Source organism: Pseudomonas sp. 2,4-D, assembly GCF_030418155.1.
Lineage (GTDB): Bacteria > Pseudomonadota > Gammaproteobacteria > Pseudomonadales > Pseudomonadaceae > Aquipseudomonas > Aquipseudomonas alloputida.
Map to the genome: position 1 here is coordinate 26097 of NZ_JAUHUI010000007.1, position 17681 is coordinate 43777.

The window sequence follows — 17681 nt, forward strand, 5'->3', positions numbered from 1 at the left end:
ACTGAACCATGGCACTGGCCAAGCGCATTATCCCTTGCCTGGACGTGGACAACGGCCGGGTGGTCAAGGGCGTCAAGTTCGAGAACATCCGTGATGCCGGCGACCCGGTGGAAATCGCCCGTCGCTACGACGAGCAAGGTGCCGACGAAATCACCTTTCTCGACATTACCGCTAGCGTCGATGGGCGCGATACCACGCTGCATACCGTCGAGCGCATGGCCAGCCAGGTGTTCATCCCGCTGACGGTTGGTGGTGGCGTGCGGACCGTGCAGGACATCCGCAACCTGCTCAACGCCGGTGCCGACAAGGTCTCGATCAACACCGCCGCGGTGTTCAACCCAGAGTTTGTCGGCGAGGCGGCGGAGCGTTTCGGTTCGCAGTGCATCGTTGTCGCCATCGATGCCAAGAAAGTCTCCGGGCCAGGTGAAGCGCCGCGCTGGGAGATTTTCACTCACGGCGGGCGCAAACCGACCGGGCTGGATGCAGTCGAGTGGGCGAAGAAGATGGAAGGCCTGGGCGCTGGCGAGATCCTGCTGACCAGCATGGACCAGGACGGCATGAAGAACGGCTTCGACCTGGGCGTTACCCGCGCTATCAGTGATGCGCTGGGGATTCCGGTGATTGCCTCGGGGGGTGTGGGTAACCTGCAGCACCTGGCAGACGGCATCCTGGAAGGGCATGCCAGCGCGGTGTTGGCGGCCAGCATCTTCCACTTTGGCGAGTACACAGTGCCTGAAGCCAAGGCTTACATGGCTTCGCGCGGGATCGTCGTTCGCTGATCCATTGATCGGGGCTGCTTTGCAGCCCTTCGCGGGCACGCCCGCTCCCACAGAGATCTCAGCAAACCTGGACTGCCCCCCAAGAGTTGGATTGGTGTCCAACTTCTTGGGGGCAGTCCAAACCTGTGGGAGCGGGCGTGCCTGCGAAAGGGCCGCGAAGCGGCCCCAATTGCCTCAACCGTGGTTCTTGCCGAGCAGTGCGTGGTAAAGCTCGGTATCCCCGAGTATCCCCACCACCCTGTCGTTATCCTGCAGCACCAGCTTGTTGCCGGTTTGATAACGAATCTGCAGTGCCTCACGCATGCCGATGTCGGCGTGCACCACGGTCGGCCTGCGCTCCAGCAGTTCCACATCTTGTCCTGGTGCCCATTTCTGCATGTCCAGCCCGTTCTGGCCTTGGCGTGCACGCTTGAGCGCGCCGCCTTCGCCAAGGTCCAGCCACGAATCGATACCTGGGTCCAGGCACACCGAGCCATTGACCCGCTTGCAGTTGTCCAGGCTGCGCATCAGGCTGCGCCCGCACAGCACGTTCAGCGGGTTGGTATGGGCGACGAAGGTGCGCACGTATTCGTCAGCCGGGTTCAGCACGATCTCCTCCGGCTTGCTGTACTGGATGATCCGACCGTCTTTCATGATCGCAATGCGGGTACCCAGTTTCAGCGCCTCGTCCAGGTCGTGGCTGACGAACACGATGGTTTTGCTCAGCTTGGCCTGCAGGCCAAGCAGCTCATCTTGCAAGCCCTGGCGGATCAGTGGATCCAGGGCCGAGAACGGTTCGTCCATCAGCAAGATGTCGGCATCCATCGCCAGCGCCCGGGCCAGGCCCACGCGCTGCTGCATGCCGCCAGAAAGCTCATCTGGCTTCTTGTTGCGCCACTGGGTCAGGCCCACCAGCTCAAGCTTCTCGTCGACCAGCTTGCGCCGTTCCTTTTCCGGGCGACCCTGCATTTCCAGGCCAAAGCTGATGTTCTCGCGCACCGTCAGCCAAGGCATCAGGGCAAACTTCTGGAACACCATGGCAATGCGCTTGGTGCGCATCATCTTCAGCTCGGCCGCGGAGCAGTTGGCAATGTCGATGTGCTTGCCTTCGTGCTCGACGAACAACTTGCCACGGCTGACGGTGTTGAGGCCGTTGATGCAGCGCAGCAGGCTCGACTTGCCCGAGCCGGATAAGCCCATCAGCACGCAGATCTCGCCTTTGTTGATATCGAGGTTGGCCTTTTCGACACCCACCACCAGGCCGGTCTGCTTGAGGATCTGCTCGCGGGTCTGGCCTTGGTCCAGTAGCGCCAGTGCCTCGCGCGGTTTGTTGGAGAAGATGACGTCGACGTCTTCGAAACGAATGATGCTCATGCCTCACCCCTTACCGGCAGTTCCGGTTGCTTGCAGATACGGTCGAGCATGATTGCCAGCAGCACGATCGCCAGGCCCGCTTCGAAGCCCAGGGAGATATCGGCGGTGTTCAGTGCGTTGACCACAGGTTTGCCCAGGCCATCAGCGCCAACCAGGGCGGCAATGACCACCATCGACAGCGACAGCATGATGCATTGAGTGACACCGGCGGCGATGCTTGGCATCGCGTGCGGCAGTTCGATACGGGTAAGCAGCTGACGACGCGAGCAGCCAAAGGCCTTGCCGGCGTCCATCAACTCTTGCGGCACGTCGCAAATGCCCAGGTAGGTCAGGCGAATGGGCGCGGCGATGGCGAACACTACGGTGGAGATCAGCCCCGGCACCACGCCCAGGCCGAACAGGGTCAGGGTTGGGATCAGGTAGACGAAGGTGGGCACCGTCTGCATCAGGTCGAGCACCGGGCGCATGGCGGTATAGAACATCGGCTTGTGCGCGGCGAGGATGCCCAATGGCACGCCGATCACCACACATACCACTGTGGCGAAGGTGACCTGCGCCAGGGTCTCCATGGTTTCCTGCCAGTAACCCAGGTTGAGGATCAGCAGGAACGACAGGGCGACAAATGCGGTCAGTGCCCACTTGCGCTGGATGAAATGCGCCAGGGCGGCGAACAGGGCGATAAGCACGAACGGGTTGAAGAAAGTCAGGGCGCTGGTAACGCCGTGGATCATGAACTCCAGGCCTTGCGCGATGGCGTCGAAGTAATTCGCGCCGTTCTGGGTCAGCCATTCGACGAACGACGCGATGTACTGGCCCAGGGGTATTTTCTGATCGATAAGCATGATAGCGAGCTTCCACCTGCATAGATTGAAATCAACCCGGGGCAGGCACGGTCCTGCCCCGAGGTAGCGCTACTGCGTAGTTCGTTATTGCGTAAGCTTGGCCTTGACCGCCTCCAGGCCAGGTTTGCCATCCACGGTGGTAACGCCGGCCAGCCAGGCATCCAGCTTGCCTGGGTTGTCCTTGATCCATTTCTTGGCGGCGGCTTCGGGTTTCATCTTGTCGTCCAGGACATAGCCCATCATGGTGCTTTCATCCTTGAGCTCGAACGACAGATTCTTAAGCAATTGGCCAACGTTGCTGCATTCCTGCGTATATCCCTTGCGGGTGTTTGTCAGCACGGTCGCCTTACCGAAGTCGGGACCGAAGAATTCGTCCCCGCCGGTCAGGTACTGCATCTTGAAGCGGGTGTTCATCGGGTGTGGCTCCCAGCCGAGGAACACCAATGCCTCGCCGCGTTTCTGCGCGCGGTCAACCTGCGACAGCATGCCCGCCTCGCTGGACTGCACGATCTTGAAACCGGCGTCCTTCAAGCCAAAGGCGTTCTTGTCGATCATGCTCTGGATGGTGCGGTTACCGTCGTTACCCGGTTCGATGCCGTAGATCTTGCCGTTCAGTTCCTTCTTGAACTTTGGAATGTCGCTGAAATCCTTCAGGCCCTTGTCGTACAGCGCCTGGGGGACTGCCAGGGTGTACTTGGCGTTTTCCAGGTTGGCGCGCACGGTTTCTACCGTGCCGGCATCGCGGTACTGCTTGATGTCGTTCTCCATGGTCGGCATCCAGTTGCCGAGAAACACGTCCAGGTCCTTGCCGGTGGCCAGCGACTTGTAGGTCACCGGTACCGAGATCATGGTGGTGTGGGTTTTGTAACCCAGGGCTTCGAGCACAACGCTGGTGGTCGCGGTCGTGACTGTGATGTCGGTCCAGCCGACATCGGAGAAGCGTACAGTCTGACATTGCTCGGGTTCGGCTGCTTGGGCCAGCAATGGCGCGGACAGCAACGCAACCAGCAACAGCGAGGGTGAACCTTTCATGGATGGACTCCTGAGATATTGTCTTCGGGTTCGCGTGGGTCGCCGGGCTTTCTGAGGGTCCGGTCGACCAGGCCTGCAGAGGGCAGGATGCGTGGCCGTGCTTTACGAGTCGCTTTCGATAATCCTCCAGCGCCGGGCAATCGCCTACTGGTGGGGTCGTATCCAGTACGGAACGGGTCGTATCCAGTATGGGCGATGTCGCTTATGGATTTTTCCACCCCCTCGTACGCATTTTTGCGTCACCAGGCCGCTGGAAAACGGCGCGGTGAGCGCAGTTCCTGGTTGAAAACAGCGCGGCGCTGCTGGACAAAAGTACGTCGGTTGCAGACGGCGAGGTGGGCGGTAAAAGCCCGATGATGCTGGCATTCAAGGCGGCCCGCTGTTTGAGCCTAGCAGCTACCCCGCCCTGCGCATGGCGCGCAGAGACAAGCCCAGCAAGAGGTGATTCGACAATGGCCATCAGCGTGTTCGACCTGTTCAAGATCGGTGTCGGGCCCTCCAGCTCCCACACCGTCGGCCCCATGCGTGCTGGCGCCCTGTTCGTTCAGGGCCTGCGAGAACGCGGTGAGCTGGAGCGTGTAAAACGGATCGAAGTGCGCCTGTATGGCTCGCTGTCGGCCACCGGTATCGGCCATGGCACCGACAACGCCACCATCATGGGCCTGATGGGCGAGTGGCCTGACGCCATTGACCCGACCCAGATCGTGCCGCGTATAGCCGACCTGCGCGAAACCAACACCCTGCAGCTGGATAGCCGCTTGCCCATCGAGTTTGTCTGGGCCCGTGACATGCTGCTGCTGGACGAGAACCTGCCGTATCACCCCAACGCCATGACCCTGATTGCCGAAGGCGAGCAGGGCGAGTTGCACCGCGACACCTATTACTCGGTGGGCGGCGGCTTTGTGGTCGATGCAGCCCAAGCCGCCAGCGGTGTGTTGGATGCTGACCAGACGGTGTTGCCGTACGACTTCAACAGCGCCGCCGAACTGCTGCGCCTGTGCAAGCAAAACGACCTCAGCGTGTCGCAATTGATGATGGCCAACGAGAAGGTCTGGCGCAGCGAGGAAGACATCCGCGCTGGCCTGTACAAGCTCTGGGAAGCCATGCAGGAATGCGTCAACAACGGCCTCAAGTACGAGGGCACGCTACCCGGCGGGCTGAACGTGCGCCGGCGCGCCGCCAAGCTGCACCGCAGCCTGCAGGAAATTGGCAAGCCCAACGTGATCGGCTCGACCATGAGTGCCATGGAGTGGGTCAACCTGTTCGCCTTGGCAGTCAACGAAGAAAACGCCGCCGGTGGGCGCATGGTGACCGCGCCTACCAACGGCGCGGCAGGCATCATCCCGGCAGTGCTGCATTACTACATGCGTTTCAGTGATGAGGTTGATGAGTCCAGCGTTGTCGACTACTTCCTGGCCGCCGCCGCCGTGGGCATCCTGTGCAAGAAGAACGCCTCGATCTCTGGTGCCGAAGTGGGTTGCCAGGGGGAAGTCGGCTCGGCCTGCGCGATGGCCGCAGCAGGCCTTGCCGAAGTACTCGGCGCCACCCCGGCACAGGTTGAGAACGCCGCTGAAATTGCCCTGGAACACAACCTTGGCCTGACCTGCGACCCGGTGGGCGGGTTGGTGCAAGTGCCCTGCATCGAGCGCAACGCGATTGCTGCCGTGAAGGCCATCAACGCGGTGCAGATGGCGTTGCGCGGCGATGGTGAGCACTTCATTTCCCTCGACCAGGTAATCCGCACCATGCGCGATACCGGGGCCGATATGCACGACAAGTACAAAGAGACCTCGCGCGGCGGCCTGGCGGTCAGCGCTATCGAGTGCTGATTTGCTGATCTGACCTTCAAGGCGTCTTCGCGGGCAAGCCCGCTCCTACAGGAACGGTGAAATCCCTGTAGGAGCGGGCTTGCCCGCGAAGAGGCCCTTGAGGTTGATGCAGGTGCAACACAACCGCCAATGCCTCTTTATGGTGCGGTGGCACGCTACCGATCGTCGGATGTCGCGATCAGTGTGAGGGTTGTCGGTGACACTTAAAGGTGTCGCTTCTGGGAAACCCACGCGGCGCGTGTCACTAAACTGCTCAACCGTTACAGGCAACGCGCTAGCTCGCCTGTTCTGGACGACTGGCCAACACGATGCAAGCACTTGAAATGCCCAGTAAAGGCGTCGTTTTCAGGTTTTTTTGGATAGCCGTTCAATTTTAGGCACGGCGTTTGCGTTGAGATTGGCAAGCCTACCCCCGGAAAATGACCGAGGGGTCATAACAAGAAGTAAGTGCCCGCCTGAGGCACACCCTGCATTTGTGTGAGGAGAAATCGCGATGACGTCGTACACCTCCGGGAATCCAACCCAGAACCGCACAACACCCCAGTCCATCGGGTTTCTTCTATTGGACAATTTCACCCTGATTTCCCTGGCATCGGCGGTCGAGCCGCTGCGCATGGCCAACCAGCTGTCTGGCCGTGAGCTGTATCGTTGGCACACGCTGACGATCGATGGCGGCCAGGTGTGGGCCAGCGATGGCCTGCAAATCACACCGGATGCCGCAATCAGCAATGCTCCGCCCATCGACACCGTGATTGTCTGTGGTGGTGTTGGCATCCAGCGCTCCGTCACCCGTGAACACGTCACCTGGCTGCAAGCCCAGGCCCGTCAGTCGCGCAGGTTGGGTGCCGTGTGCACCGGCAGTTGGGCACTGGCCTGCGCTGGCCTGCTCGACGGCTTCGATTGCAGCGTGCACTGGGAATGCCTGGCCGCGATGCAGGAAGCCTTCCCGCGGGTGAACATGAGCACCCGCCTGTTCACCCTTGACCGCAACCGCTTCACCAGCTCCGGTGGCACCGCGCCGCTGGACATGATGCTGCACCTGATCAGCCGTGATCACGGCCGTGAGCTGTCGGCGGCGATTTCCGAGATGTTCGTCTACGAGCGTATTCGCAACGAGCAAGACCACCAGCGCGTGCCGCTCAAGCACATGCTTGGCACCAACCAGCCGAAGTTGCAGGAAATCGTCGCGTTGATGGAGGCCAATCTGGAGGAACCGATCGACCTGGACGAACTGGCAGTGTATGTGGCGGTTTCGCGACGCCAGTTGGAGCGCCTGTTCCAGAAGTACCTGCACTGCTCGCCGTCGCGCTACTACCTGAAGTTGCGCCTGATCCGTGCGCGGCAGCTGCTGAAGCAGACGCCGATGTCGATCATCGAAGTGGCATCGGTGTGCGGCTTTGTGTCGACCCCGCACTTCTCCAAGTGCTATCGCGAGTACTTCGGCATTCCGCCGCGTGACGAGCGCGTGGGGTCCAACACCGCGCAGCAGGTGGCCATGATGCCGATTCCGCAGGCCATGACCCTGTCGCCGCACAGCGGGCCGATGGCGGCCCTGAGCCAGGCACGCAACGAGTCGACCTTTGCCAGTGTAAGGCTCTGACACCGAGTCGACTTTTTCGCGGGACAAGCCCGCTCCCGCAGGTCACCCGCTGAGCTTGAGCCAGCGGTGATCCTGTGGAAGCGGGCTTGTCCCGCGAAGGGTCCGGTCCTGGGTAAATGAATTACGCGCGTTTGTTGAACTGCGCCAATGCCGGCAACAGTTGCTTGTCGATGGCCTGGCGCACCGCCGGCAGGATCGTCGCACTACCGGTGTACATCTGCTCCACCATCCCCTTCAGCGCCCGTGCATTGGGCTCGGTCAGCCCACGCACCACCGCTTCGCAAGCCTGCTCGGCACTGGCTCCTGCAGGAATATCGAAACCGCGCGAGCGCAGGTGGCCGGCGAGGTCGTCCTGATCAATCAAATCCGCATGCATCATGGCTGTTGTCCCTTTTATCGCTAAGAGAGTGCTGCTGTGATTTACGACCGATTCTGTGACGTGCGCGACAGCCTCGCAAGGACAGAATGTCGCCATGGCTGCTTTGGCTAAGAACAGGTCGTTTACGACTAAATCCCCTGCCAGGCAAGCACGCACACTGGAGCCATTCACGGTACAGAGGGTTTGGTCACCCTCGCTCACGCACAGTGGATGTTGCTCGCTCTTGGCCCCGGTAGCTCACGGCTTTCCGGGGTTATTTTTATTCCGCCAGACTCCCCTATACATTCATACACCTAGCATTTATGTCAGGTGACGGACTGCAGAAATTTGTGCTCTTTTGTGGCAGATGGATTCCACAGGAGCGGAAAACGTGAAAAAGAATATCTGCATGATCATTGTCCTGGGCGCGACCTTGATAATGGCTTCATGTTCGTCATCTACCCCGCAAACGAGTACTGTTGCGAGTGTTGTTCCGCAGCTGTTTACACTGCAGCCTACTCAAAACCGCCAGATGCTTCAGAAAACAGCAAAAGGTCATCTAAAAACTTTGTTGGCCGACCCCGCTAATGAAGAATTCACGCTAGTGAATGTTGATGCATCATTGATTGGAGGGAACACTGAAAATATAGCTATAACACTGCCGAATCGAAAGGCTGAGAAGTTTAACCGGCGGAACTTCAATGTCTTGGCTGATGGGTACGAAGGATGGGTTGGCTATCAGCCTTCAAAGTGGAAGGCAGGCCGCTCAGGGGCGGAAGCAGAAATTGATTTCGATCCTGAGTATTATATGTCAATCATTCGCCTTGGTAATCAGTTGGCAGGCAATTTTTTGGTGGATGGCCAGCGATACCGATTGGTTTATATCGGTTCAGATACGCACGTGCTGATCAAGGTTGATGAGTCAAAGTTACCCTCTGAAGATGCACTGGGCGTAGACGTTGGGTTTCCGGCATCCCCTGCTCTAGAAGAATCGCAGCAGGTCTCGTCTGCCTACAGTATAATAAGGCTGCTATTTGTAAGTACAGTGCAGTCTCGCGCGAAAAATCCAAACTATCGTGCTGATTTGATGCTAGGGTTGCAGGATGTAAATCAAATTGCAAAAAATAGCAAGGTGGATATTACTTACGAGTTTGCGGGGTTTATAGATTCTGCTATTGACGAAGTGGGGAAAGACTTTGGAACGCTCCTCAATGAGGTTCAATATAATAATCCCGCTGTCAATGCCAAAAGGGTGGAGCTTAGGGCTGATCTAGTCTCGATGTACGTTGCCAATAGTGAGTTTTGCGGCGCGGGTAAGCCGTCGAGTAATAAGACGCAAGGCTTTTCGGCGATTAATTGCATTACCTCGTTAGCCCACGAGATCGGCCACAACTTTGGCATGACTCATAACTGGGATGGGCAAAGTGATAATTATATCCATGGATATCGCTACGCTCCGGATGGGGGGAACCTCAGATTCCGAACTCAGATGTCTGCTAACTGTAGCCCGACATGTCCGAGAGTACCGTTTTACTCCAATCCGCGGCTGAGTTATCAAGGACAACCTCTGGGAACTGTCGCACATCATGATGTCGCCCGCGCGATCAACGAGCGTAGGGCAAGTATAGAGAGTTTCTACCCTCCCATGCCGGGAGTGCTTAAAAATAAAGGTCGGCTGGATCAAGGTTCCACTCACCCCTGCCTGCAGGATTTTGCCGGATCAAGTATCCAGTTCGTCGCATGCTCTCCTGGCCCCCAGCAAAAATGGACGTTAGAGCCGTGGGGCGAGGCGGGTACGTTCAGGATTGTGGCTCCGGGCGGTAAATGTATGGTCGCGCGGGCTGATAATTATGTTTTGGCTGAGTCATGCCCTGCAACAGTCAAAGATGGTCTTCTCTGGATGGTATCAGCGCAGCCCGATCATACCTTGAAAATACAGAGTTATAATCGCAACCTTTGCCTAGGCTCTCAGCCCAGCTTGAAGCCGGGGCCTGAGTTATTGACATGTGATAACGGTAGGTACCAAAGCTGGATAAATCTCGATATCCCACAATAACCGAGGCCTAGCGAGCAGCCATGGTCTGACTGCTCTCGTTGGTATCAACTAGGAATCTTTATCACACGGCCTGTAAAGGCTGGCGTTGGTAAATCCCGTTGGTCATCGACCACGCTTTGTAGTCGATGGGTGCTGGATTCTCCAAATGGCTTTGCCTTTGGCCCCGCCAGGTCCACATGTAAAAGCAATTGCTCACTGGCGGCCAACGCCTCGTCAAAACCTGATCGATGCAAGCTGTGATACAAGTGCAGTCGCTTTTTATCGAAGCCGATGATCTGCGTCTGCACCCACACCTCGGTGGCCAGCTTCACCTCGTGCAGATAATTGATATGCGCCTCCAGCGTGAACAGCGAATTACCGCTTTGCCCTCGGCTGTCGGCGTCCAGGCCAATGCGCTCCATCAGCGCATCGGTCGCGTAGCTGAAGATCAGCAGGTAGAAGGCATCCCGCAGATGCCCGTTGTAATCGACCCAGTCCTCTTGGACCGTGGTGCGGTAGGTGATCAGAGCAGGCATCTTGGTCTCCTTAATCGCCGAACGACATGCCGTGGCTGGCCTTGCTGGTCTTCACCGCTTCCAGCACCGCCAGCAGGGTGTCGTCGCGGTAGCGCTCCAGTGCGGCGATGCTGTGCTCGCCCAGTTGCTCGGAAGTGCCGTCTACCACGTCGTCGATCAGCTTGTCGGTCAGCTCCGGTGCCGGAAGGTACGTCCAGGGTAACTTCAGAGCCGGGCCGAACTGCGACATGAAATGGCGCATGCCGGCATCGCCACCGGCCAGAGTATAGGTAAGGAACGTGCCCATGAACGACCAGCGCAAGCCTGCGCCGAAGCGGATCGCGTCGTCGATTTCGCCGGTGGTGGCCACGCCGTCGTTGACCAGGTGCAGGGCCTCGCGCCAGAGCGCTTCGAGCAGGCGGTCGGCGATGAAGCCTGGCACTTCCTTGCGCACATGCAGTGGGCGCATGCCGAGTGCGGTGTAGATGGTTTTGGCGGCTTCAATGGCTTCGGGTGAGGTGCGGCTGCCGCCGACAATCTCGACCAGCGGCAGCAGGTACACCGGGTTGAACGGGTGGCCGACAACGCAGCGCTCCGGGTGAGTGGACGACTCGTAGAATTCGCTTGGCAGCAGGCCCGAGGTACTGGAACCGATGATTGCGTCAGGCTTGGCTGCGGCGCTGATTTTTGCGTGCAACTCAAGCTTGAGGTCCAGGCGCTCTGGCGCGCTTTCCTGGATGAAGTCGGCGTCGTGCACGCATTCCTCGATGGTTGCCACGAACTTCAGGCGGTCTTGCGATGCGCCAGGGGCCAGGCCTTGTTTTTCCAGTGCCGGCCAGGCGTTGGCGATCCGTTTGCGCAGTGCCTGTTCGGCGCCGGGCGCCGGGTCCCAAGCCACCACGTCCAGGCCGTGGGCGAGGGCGCGGGCGACCCAGCCGCTGCCGATCACGCCGCTACCCAGGGCGGCGAAGGTTTTGATTTCAGTGATAAAGGGCATAGCTAGTCCTCAGGGTAAAACACAGTCATCAGGGTCTTCGGCGCATTTGCGATCGTTGAAAGGATCAGCGGCGCTTGAGGTTCATTTTTTCCCGGCCTTCTGCCGGGCTGAGCACGCGGCCACCCATGCGGGTGATGATCTCGCTCGCGCGTTCCACCAATTGGCCGTTGCTGGCCAGCACCCCACGGTCCAGATACAGGTTGTCTTCCAGGCCCACCCGCACGTTGCCGCCCAGCAGCACTGCCTGAGCGGCCATCGGCATTTGCATGCGGCCGATGCCGAAGCCTGCCCAGGTGACGTTGGCGGGCAGGTTGTCGACCATGGCCTTCATGGTGGTGGTGTCGGCCGGTGCGCCCCAAGGGATGCCCAGGCACAGTTGGAACAGCGGGTCTTCGAGCAGGCCTTCCTTCATCATTTGCTTGGCGAACCACAGGTGGCCGGTGTCGAAGATTTCCAGCTCGGCCTTCACCCCCAGTTCGGTAATGCGCTTGGCACCGGCGCGCAGTTGGGCCGGGGTGGACACGTAGATCGAGTTGCCATCGCCGAAGTTGAGGGTGCCGCAGTCGAGGGTGCAGATTTCCGGCAACAGTGCTTCGACATGGGCCAGGCGCTCCAGCGGGCCGATCAGGTCGGTGCCCGGGCCGAACGCCAGCGGCGTTTCACCCGGGCCGATTTCCAGGTCGCCGCCCATGCCGGCGGTGAGGTTGACGATGATGTCCACGTCGGCTTCGCGGATACGCTCCATGACTTCGCGGTAGAGGTTTACATCTCGGCTGAAACGGCCGGTCTGCGGGTCGCGGACGTGGCAGTGGACCACGGTGGCGCCGGCCTTGGCGGCCTCTACGGCGGATTCGGCGATCTGTTTGGGGGTGACCGGGACCAGGTGGCTTTTCGAGGCGGTGTCGCCGGCGCCGGTGAGGGCGCAGGTGATGATGACGTCGTGGTTCATGGTGCAGTTCCTTGTGATGTCGGTGTTGGCGTTTTCGCGGGCATGCCCGCTCCCACAGGATCAATGTGATCCCGAGTGTGGCGCTGTACCTGTGGGAGCGGGCATGCCCGCGAAAGGGCCCTGTCAGTTGGCGGTAAGCTTGAGGTTGTCCGCAGCCGGCTTGCCATCGAAGGTGGTCACACCCTCAAGCCAGCGGGCCTTGTCCTCGGGGTGGTCCTTGAGCCACTGGCGGGCCGATTCCAGCGCGTCCTTGTGGTCGAGCAGTGGCTGCATCATGCGGCTCTCGTCCTCGGCGCTGAACTTCAGGTTGGCCAGCAGGCGGTGGGCATTGGGGCAGCGTTCGGCGTAGTCCGGCGCCGTCACCGTCCACACCGTCGCACGGCCTTCGTCAGGGCCGAGCGCATCCTGGCTGTCACCCAGGTAGGCCATGTCGATGTTCACGTTCATCGGGTGCGGCGCCCAGCCGAAGAACACCACGGCCTCCTTGCGCCGCACCGCGCGGTCGACGGCGGCGAGCATGCCGGCCTCGCTGGACTCGACCAGCTGGAACTTGCCCAGGTCGAACTGGTTCTTGGTGATCATCGCCTTGATCTGGGTATTGGCGCCGGAACCCGGTTCGATGCCATAGATCTTGCCGTCCAGCTCTTTCTCGAACTTGTGGATGTCGGCGAAGGTCTTCAGGCCCTTGTCGTAGAGGTATTTCGGCACGGCCAAGGTGGCGCGCGCGTCCTCCAGGCTTGGCTTGTCCAGCACCTTGACCTGGTTGGCATCGACGAACGGGGTAATGGTCTGGGTCATGATCGGGTTCCAGTAACCCAGGAACATGTCCAGGCGTTTGTCGCGTATGCCGGCGAAGATGATCTGTTGCGAGGCACTGGTCTGTTTGGTCTGGTACCCCAGGCCGTCGAGCAGTACCTGGGCCATGGCGCTGGTGGCAATGACGTCGGTCCAGTTGACCACGCCAAGGCGCACGTTTTTGCAGGCGGCGGGCTCGGCGGCGAAAAGCGGGGTGGCGACGATGCTGCTCAGGGCAAGGGGCAACAGGCTGCGGCGGATCAAGCTGTGCATGGTGGCTCTCCATCGGCAGTGCATATTGTTATTGAGGGCGGCCTCTGCGGACCGTGTGAATACGCTACGCTGGCGCTACCTTGCCCAAGCGCACGCTAGCGACAGGAATTAGCACCGGGGCGACCAGTTTCTGTGGAGGAGAGGATGATGGAGACGATTGCCTTTCTGTTGGTGCCCGGCTTTTCTGCCATGGGGTTCATTTCGGCGGTGGAGCCACTGCGGGTGGCCAATCGTTTTGGTGGGCAGTTGTACCGGTGGCAGGTGCTTAGCCTGGACGGTGAGGCGGTGCTGGCGAGCAATGGCATGTCGATCAATGCCGATGCCGCCCTGGGGGAGGGCGAGCCGGCCAACATCCTGCTGGTGGTCGCGGGCTTCGAACCACTGGCCAATGTCGCACCCAAACTGCTGCATGCGTTGCGCCGGCTCAACCACGAAGCTGTCATGCTCGGGGGCATCGATACGGGCGCGATGGTGCTGGCCGAGGCAGGGCTGCTCGAGGGCTACCGGGCGACATTGCATTGGGAGGCGCTTGAGGCATTCAAGGAGCGCTACCCAGGCCTTCAAGCTACCCAGGAGCTGTTCGAGATTGACCGCAGCCGCATCACCTGTGCCGGCGGAACGGCCTCAATCGATTTGATGCTGCACCTGATTGCCCAATCTCACGGCAGCGAACTGGCGGTCAAGGTGTCCGAGCAGTTCGTGCTGGGTCGTATCCGTCAGCGCCAGGACCACCAGCGCATGCAGATCGGTGCGCGTTATGGCATCAGCAACAAGAAGCTGGTCCATGCCATTGGAGAAATGGAAAAACACATCGAGCCACCGCTGACTACGCTGGAACTGGCTGCCGCGATCAAGGTGACACGGCGTCAACTGGAGCGTTTGTTTCGCATGCACCTTGATGCAACACCGAGCGGTTTCTATCTTGGGTTACGGCTGGACAAGGCGCGCCAGCTGTTGGCCCAGACCGACATGTCGGTGACTGAAGTCAGCCTTGCGTGCGGGTTTGAACTGCCATCCTATTTCACGCGGCGCTACAAGCTGAGGTTTGGACGGTGCCCGCGGGAAGAGCGACGGCCCAGCGGTACAAAGTGAGCTTCAATCCAGTTCTCGCTCGAGAATGGCCCTTAGCTTTTCACGATTCCTTGCTTGCAGATCCTCGCGAAGCGGGGCGAAACCCGCTGCATTGAAGCGTGCACCCAGATGGTCAAATACCAGGTTCAACTTTCTGGTGGGCTCGACCGGGTCGGTAATGCAGTAGGCATAAAACAGGATCGCAACCGGGACATGGTCCCCTTCATGGTCCATTTCAATACTTAGATGTGAAGAGGCGTTCATGACGGTGAAGGTACGCGTACCTGCCGATTGCAGAGCGGCTTGAACATTCTCTTCGAGGCTCTTGAACCAAGGTCCTTTCTCGCGGGGCGGGGGGAGATAGCCACTGTAAACATCGCTTAACGCAAGCAAGTTCGGCTCATACACGATGGTTCTATGAGTATGTTCGAACAGGGTGAATTTCAATGATTGCAAGGTGGCGCGAGCGACAGTGAACCATTGCTGAGGCTGGGTTTCCATCGAGTATTTTTCATTGGCCACTGCTTGTGAATAACGCAGGCATAGCTGCAAATCTTCCCATGTATCGAGTGTCAGCCAGGGCGCAGGCTTGATGCTTAGCCGCTCCTCGAATATTCGGGTATCCAGGCTCGTATCACCCATATGGCATTGCTCCTTGATGGATGCAGATGACCAGAACCGGGTACCAGCGCGCTCTGGTACCCGGCCTCGCTAATCAGATAGCGAGAAACGCGCCGAGGTCGCCTTTGATCTTCTCATTCACAAGGTCACGTGCAGCGTCGAAGTGACGAACGCTGAACGTGCCTTGTTGCGAAGCGCGATAGACGCGGGTAGAGGTTTTGTCGACCTTGCGCGTCAGGGCGCCTTCACGCTCGACTTTCGAGTCGTAGCTGGCCTGGAAGCTGGTCATGTGCATCGCGGGCAGGCCTTGTGGCGTCATTTCGCACTGGGCGACCACGAAGTTGCTCGATTTGCCGGATTCGCTATGGCTGTGCTTTTCCAGGTGCGCCTTGACTTCCGGTTTCTGCACGACAATTTGCAGAACTCGCCTGGCGCAGGCGGCGCGACGAGGGTCCGCGGAGACGCTGATGGTGACGGACTTGGTAATCAGCTCTGCCAGGGTCAGGTTGTCCTCATCAATGGCATCTTCGGCATGTGCTGCGCCCGTCATGGTCCAGCCAAACTTGATCAGGCCATCGTTGTAGAAGTTGTACCACTCGCGCTGCTGGGTCTCCTTGTCGAACTTCTTGTTGGCCAGTTCGGTCATCAAGCGCATGCCGGCCAGGATGTCTTCTGCAATGTTGGCAGGCACATTGTCAGCGAAGATGCAGATGGTCTGGCCGGTAGCGGCTACGCGCTCTTGACCCTCTTTGCGGATTTTTTCCATTTCAACTTTGATGTCAGCCACTTTGTAATTCCTTGATAGTTGTGAGTTCCAAGACACACATGGTGAGCACGTGGTCTGAGGGCACTATCGAGTAATTACGCAGGGGGCATCAGCGGCATGTTGTTCCTCTGGAGTTGATCCTTCACTCGCGCGTGCTGATCAATCTTCGGGTGCCGGCTCGTCACTGTTTTGCGAGCCCAGGCTGCGCAAATACTCCGCTCGCTCATCGCTGCGCTGTGCAATGCAGCTGTTCCAGGCGATCTGGTAGGCGTTGCTGCCGGGTTGTTCAGCATGGGTTTCGACCTTGCAGTCTGCATCGCGCAGTTGGCTCCAGACTTTCTCGGCTGCCTCTATTCGCGACATCAGGCCTGCCTCGTCGCCGAACTGATCACGCATGCGCGCAACCAGGTCGTCATAGGCCGACTGCAGCTCACGCTCGGCGACCTGTTTGTTGAATGCTGCACAGGCGAAGGTTTGCTGGTCGTTCTCCACATTGTCGCAAGGTGTGCTTTCTTCCTCACCGGCCTGGGCCCCGCTCACGATGGCCAGCAGCACCAGCCATGCCATTGATTTCATCCGTTTTCTCCTCAACAGGCTGTCGAATCGCAGGGATTCTCGCTCAGCCAGAGGTCAGGTGGTAGCTCCCTGACCAAATGTTCATGTACCGGCCGCAAATGTCGTTATCGAGACTGTCTCTCATCCCCGGAACACGCGCCAGACGCGCTCTTGTCGCGCATTGACGCTTTCGGCAAACCCCCTGTCGTTTTTGCACCGGGGCGCCTCGGGGCACAGGCATATGCTGGCCTCAAAGCGCCGGCAGAAGGTTTGGCGCGACCCAACTCTATAAAAGGGGACAGCCTGATGAGCCCAGCCGAACTACACGCCGACAGCATCGTCATCGATGGCCTGATCATCGCCAAATGGAACCGCGAGCTGTTCGAAGACATGCGCAAAGGCGGCCTCACGGCGGCCAACTGCACGGTGTCGGTCTGGGAAGGGTTCAAGGCTACCGTCGATAACATCGCGTCCAGCCAGAAGCTGATCCGCGACAACAGCGACCTGGTGATGCCGGTGCGCACCACCGCCGACATCCGCAAGGCCAAGGAGCTGGGCAAGACCGGCATCCTCTTCGGCTTCCAGAACGCCCATGCGTTCGAGGACCAGATCGCTTATGTGGACGTGTTCAAGCAGCTGGGCGTGGGCATCGTGCAGATGTGCTACAACACCCAGAACCTGGTGGGCACCGGCTGCTACGAGCGTGACGGCGGGCTGTCCGGCTTCGGTCGCGAGATCGTTGCCGAGATGAACCGTGTCGGCATCATGTGCGACCTGTCCCACGTCGGCTCCAAGACTTCCGAAGAAGTCATCCTCGAATCGAAAAAGCCGGTGTGCTACTCGCACTGCCTGCCTTCGGGCCTGAAGGAGCACCCGCGCAACAAGTCGGACGAAGAGCTGAAGTTTATCGCCGATCACGGCGGTTTCGTTGGCGTCACCATGTTCGCGCCGTTCCTGGCCAAAGGCATTGACTCGACCATCGATGACTACGCCGAGGCCATCGAGTACACCATGAATATCGTCGGTGAAGACGCCATCGGTATCGGTACCGACTTCACCCAGGGTCACGGCCAGGACTTCTTCGAATACCTGACCCATGACAAGGGCTACGCCCGCCGCCTGACCAACTTCGGCAAGATCATCAACCCACTGGGCATTCGCACTGTCGGCGAATTCCCCAACCTCACCGAGACCTTGCTCAAACGCGGCCATTCCGAGCGCGTGGTGCGCAAGATCATGGGCGAGAACTGGGTAAACGTCCTCAAGGATGTCTGGGGCGAGTAAGCCGCTCTCCAAGCCTGATAGCCCCTG

Annotated in this window: 17 protein-coding genes; 6 read left to right on the plus strand and 11 right to left on the minus strand. The window is 59.4% G+C overall.

Features of this window, described 5'->3' with window-relative positions; all coding sequences use genetic code 11:
- Positions 1–8: 8 nt before the first annotated feature.
- Entirely contained in the window at positions 9–779 is a 771-nt protein-coding gene (gene hisF, locus QYE47_RS07685; protein WP_014589370.1) for an imidazole glycerol phosphate synthase subunit HisF, read from the plus strand.
- Positions 780–953: 174 nt separating this feature from the next.
- Here hisF and choV read toward each other — a convergent pair whose 3' ends face one another.
- From choV to QYE47_RS07700, 3 genes are all read right to left on the minus strand, one after another.
- Positions 954–2132, minus strand: a complete 1179-nt coding sequence (choV, locus tag QYE47_RS07690; protein WP_010951660.1) for a choline ABC transporter ATP-binding protein — start codon at positions 2130–2132, stop codon at positions 954–956.
- Positions 2129–2977 (minus strand): choline ABC transporter permease subunit, encoded by an 849-nt coding sequence (gene choW / locus QYE47_RS07695; protein ID WP_172830946.1) that lies wholly within the window; start codon positions 2975–2977, stop codon positions 2129–2131. The genes choV and choW overlap by 4 nt, the downstream gene beginning before the upstream one ends.
- A gap of 81 nt (positions 2978–3058) precedes the next feature.
- Complete coding sequence (locus QYE47_RS07700) at positions 3059–4006, minus strand: choline ABC transporter substrate-binding protein (RefSeq protein ID WP_014589371.1); 948 nt, start codon at positions 4004–4006, stop codon at positions 3059–3061.
- A 452-nt stretch (positions 4007–4458) separates the two neighbouring features.
- On the opposite strand from QYE47_RS07700, the gene QYE47_RS07705 reads away from it, so the two are divergent.
- Complete coding sequence (locus QYE47_RS07705) at positions 4459–5835, plus strand: L-serine ammonia-lyase (RefSeq protein ID WP_014589372.1); 1377 nt, start codon at positions 4459–4461, stop codon at positions 5833–5835.
- Between the two features lie 493 nt (positions 5836–6328).
- Positions 6329–7435: a GlxA family transcriptional regulator gene (locus QYE47_RS07710; RefSeq protein WP_011953240.1), complete on the plus strand. Its 1107-nt coding sequence runs from the start codon at positions 6329–6331 to the stop codon at positions 7433–7435.
- 121 nt (positions 7436–7556) lie between these two features.
- Here the strand turns inward: QYE47_RS07710 and QYE47_RS07715 are convergent, their stop codons facing one another.
- Positions 7557–7814, minus strand: a complete 258-nt coding sequence (locus QYE47_RS07715; protein WP_014589374.1) for a hypothetical protein — start codon at positions 7812–7814, stop codon at positions 7557–7559.
- Between the two features lie 370 nt (positions 7815–8184).
- Here QYE47_RS07715 and QYE47_RS07720 point away from each other — a divergent pair, with 370 nt between their 5' ends.
- Complete coding sequence (locus QYE47_RS07720) at positions 8185–9849, plus strand: reprolysin-like metallopeptidase (RefSeq protein WP_014589375.1); 1665 nt, start codon at positions 8185–8187, stop codon at positions 9847–9849.
- Positions 9850–9893: 44 nt separating this feature from the next.
- Here QYE47_RS07720 and QYE47_RS07725 read toward each other — a convergent pair whose 3' ends face one another.
- The 4 genes from QYE47_RS07725 to choX form a co-directional block, all read right to left on the minus strand.
- Positions 9894–10364, minus strand: a complete 471-nt coding sequence (locus QYE47_RS07725; protein ID WP_014589376.1) for a thioesterase family protein — start codon at positions 10362–10364, stop codon at positions 9894–9896.
- Positions 10365–10374: 10 nt separating this feature from the next.
- A complete protein-coding gene (locus QYE47_RS07730; protein ID WP_014589377.1) occupies positions 10375–11340 on the minus strand; it encodes an L-carnitine dehydrogenase in 966 nt (321 codons plus the stop codon).
- A 64-nt stretch (positions 11341–11404) separates the two neighbouring features.
- Positions 11405–12289, minus strand: coding sequence for a 3-keto-5-aminohexanoate cleavage protein (locus tag QYE47_RS07735; RefSeq protein WP_003255710.1), 885 nt, complete (start codon positions 12287–12289; stop codon positions 11405–11407).
- Between the two features lie 123 nt (positions 12290–12412).
- The gene (gene choX, locus QYE47_RS07740; RefSeq protein ID WP_070383359.1) at positions 12413–13357 is read right to left on the minus strand and encodes a choline ABC transporter substrate-binding protein; all 945 of its coding nucleotides are present in this window, start codon (positions 13355–13357) and stop codon (positions 12413–12415) included.
- 144 nt (positions 13358–13501) lie between these two features.
- On the opposite strand from choX, the gene QYE47_RS07745 reads away from it, so the two are divergent.
- Positions 13502–14449 carry a GlxA family transcriptional regulator gene (locus QYE47_RS07745; RefSeq protein ID WP_019436921.1) on the plus strand — a complete coding sequence of 316 codons (948 nt, stop codon included), beginning with the start codon at positions 13502–13504 and terminating at the stop codon, positions 14447–14449.
- A gap of 3 nt (positions 14450–14452) precedes the next feature.
- On the opposite strand, the gene QYE47_RS07750 is transcribed toward QYE47_RS07745, so the two are convergent.
- From QYE47_RS07750 to QYE47_RS07760, 3 genes are all read right to left on the minus strand, one after another.
- Positions 14453–15070, minus strand: a complete 618-nt coding sequence (locus QYE47_RS07750) for a hypothetical protein (RefSeq protein ID WP_014589380.1) — start codon at positions 15068–15070, stop codon at positions 14453–14455.
- A 73-nt stretch (positions 15071–15143) separates the two neighbouring features.
- Positions 15144–15836 carry a hypothetical protein gene (locus tag QYE47_RS07755; protein WP_014589381.1) on the minus strand — a complete coding sequence of 231 codons (693 nt, stop codon included), beginning with the start codon at positions 15834–15836 and terminating at the stop codon, positions 15144–15146.
- A gap of 138 nt (positions 15837–15974) precedes the next feature.
- Positions 15975–16391, minus strand: a complete 417-nt coding sequence (locus QYE47_RS07760) for a lysozyme inhibitor LprI family protein (RefSeq protein WP_014589382.1) — start codon at positions 16389–16391, stop codon at positions 15975–15977.
- 285 nt (positions 16392–16676) lie between these two features.
- Here QYE47_RS07760 and QYE47_RS07765 point away from each other — a divergent pair, with 285 nt between their 5' ends.
- A complete protein-coding gene (locus QYE47_RS07765; protein ID WP_003255700.1) occupies positions 16677–17654 on the plus strand; it encodes a dipeptidase in 978 nt (325 codons plus the stop codon).
- Positions 17655–17681: the final 27 nt, after the last annotated feature.

Bases quoted from the DNA above. Each gene is read 5' to 3' on its own strand.
- QYE47_RS07760 (WP_014589382.1), bottom strand. From the start codon at position 16,391: ATGAAATCAATGGCATGGCTGGTGCTGCTGGCCATCGTGAGCGGGGCC.
- QYE47_RS07765 (WP_003255700.1), top strand. From the start codon at position 16,677: ATGAGCCCAGCCGAACTACACGCCGACAGCATCGTCATCGATGGCCTG.
- QYE47_RS07700 (WP_014589371.1), bottom strand. From the start codon at position 4,006: ATGAAAGGTTCACCCTCGCTGTTGCTGGTTGCGTTGCTGTCCGCGCCA.
- QYE47_RS07715 (WP_014589374.1), bottom strand. From the start codon at position 7,814: ATGATGCATGCGGATTTGATTGATCAGGACGACCTCGCCGGCCACCTG.
- QYE47_RS07745 (WP_019436921.1), top strand. From the start codon at position 13,502: ATGATGGAGACGATTGCCTTTCTGTTGGTGCCCGGCTTTTCTGCCATG.
- QYE47_RS07705 (WP_014589372.1), top strand. From the start codon at position 4,459: ATGGCCATCAGCGTGTTCGACCTGTTCAAGATCGGTGTCGGGCCCTCC.
- choV (WP_010951660.1), bottom strand. From the start codon at position 2,132: ATGAGCATCATTCGTTTCGAAGACGTCGACGTCATCTTCTCCAACAAA.
- hisF (WP_014589370.1), top strand. From the start codon at position 9: ATGGCACTGGCCAAGCGCATTATCCCTTGCCTGGACGTGGACAACGGC.
- QYE47_RS07725 (WP_014589376.1), bottom strand. From the start codon at position 10,364: ATGCCTGCTCTGATCACCTACCGCACCACGGTCCAAGAGGACTGGGTC.
- QYE47_RS07735 (WP_003255710.1), bottom strand. From the start codon at position 12,289: ATGAACCACGACGTCATCATCACCTGCGCCCTCACCGGCGCCGGCGAC.
- QYE47_RS07710 (WP_011953240.1), top strand. From the start codon at position 6,329: ATGACGTCGTACACCTCCGGGAATCCAACCCAGAACCGCACAACACCC.
- QYE47_RS07730 (WP_014589377.1), bottom strand. From the start codon at position 11,340: ATGCCCTTTATCACTGAAATCAAAACCTTCGCCGCCCTGGGTAGCGGC.
- QYE47_RS07750 (WP_014589380.1), bottom strand. From the start codon at position 15,070: ATGGGTGATACGAGCCTGGATACCCGAATATTCGAGGAGCGGCTAAGC.
- choX (WP_070383359.1), bottom strand. From the start codon at position 13,357: ATGCACAGCTTGATCCGCCGCAGCCTGTTGCCCCTTGCCCTGAGCAGC.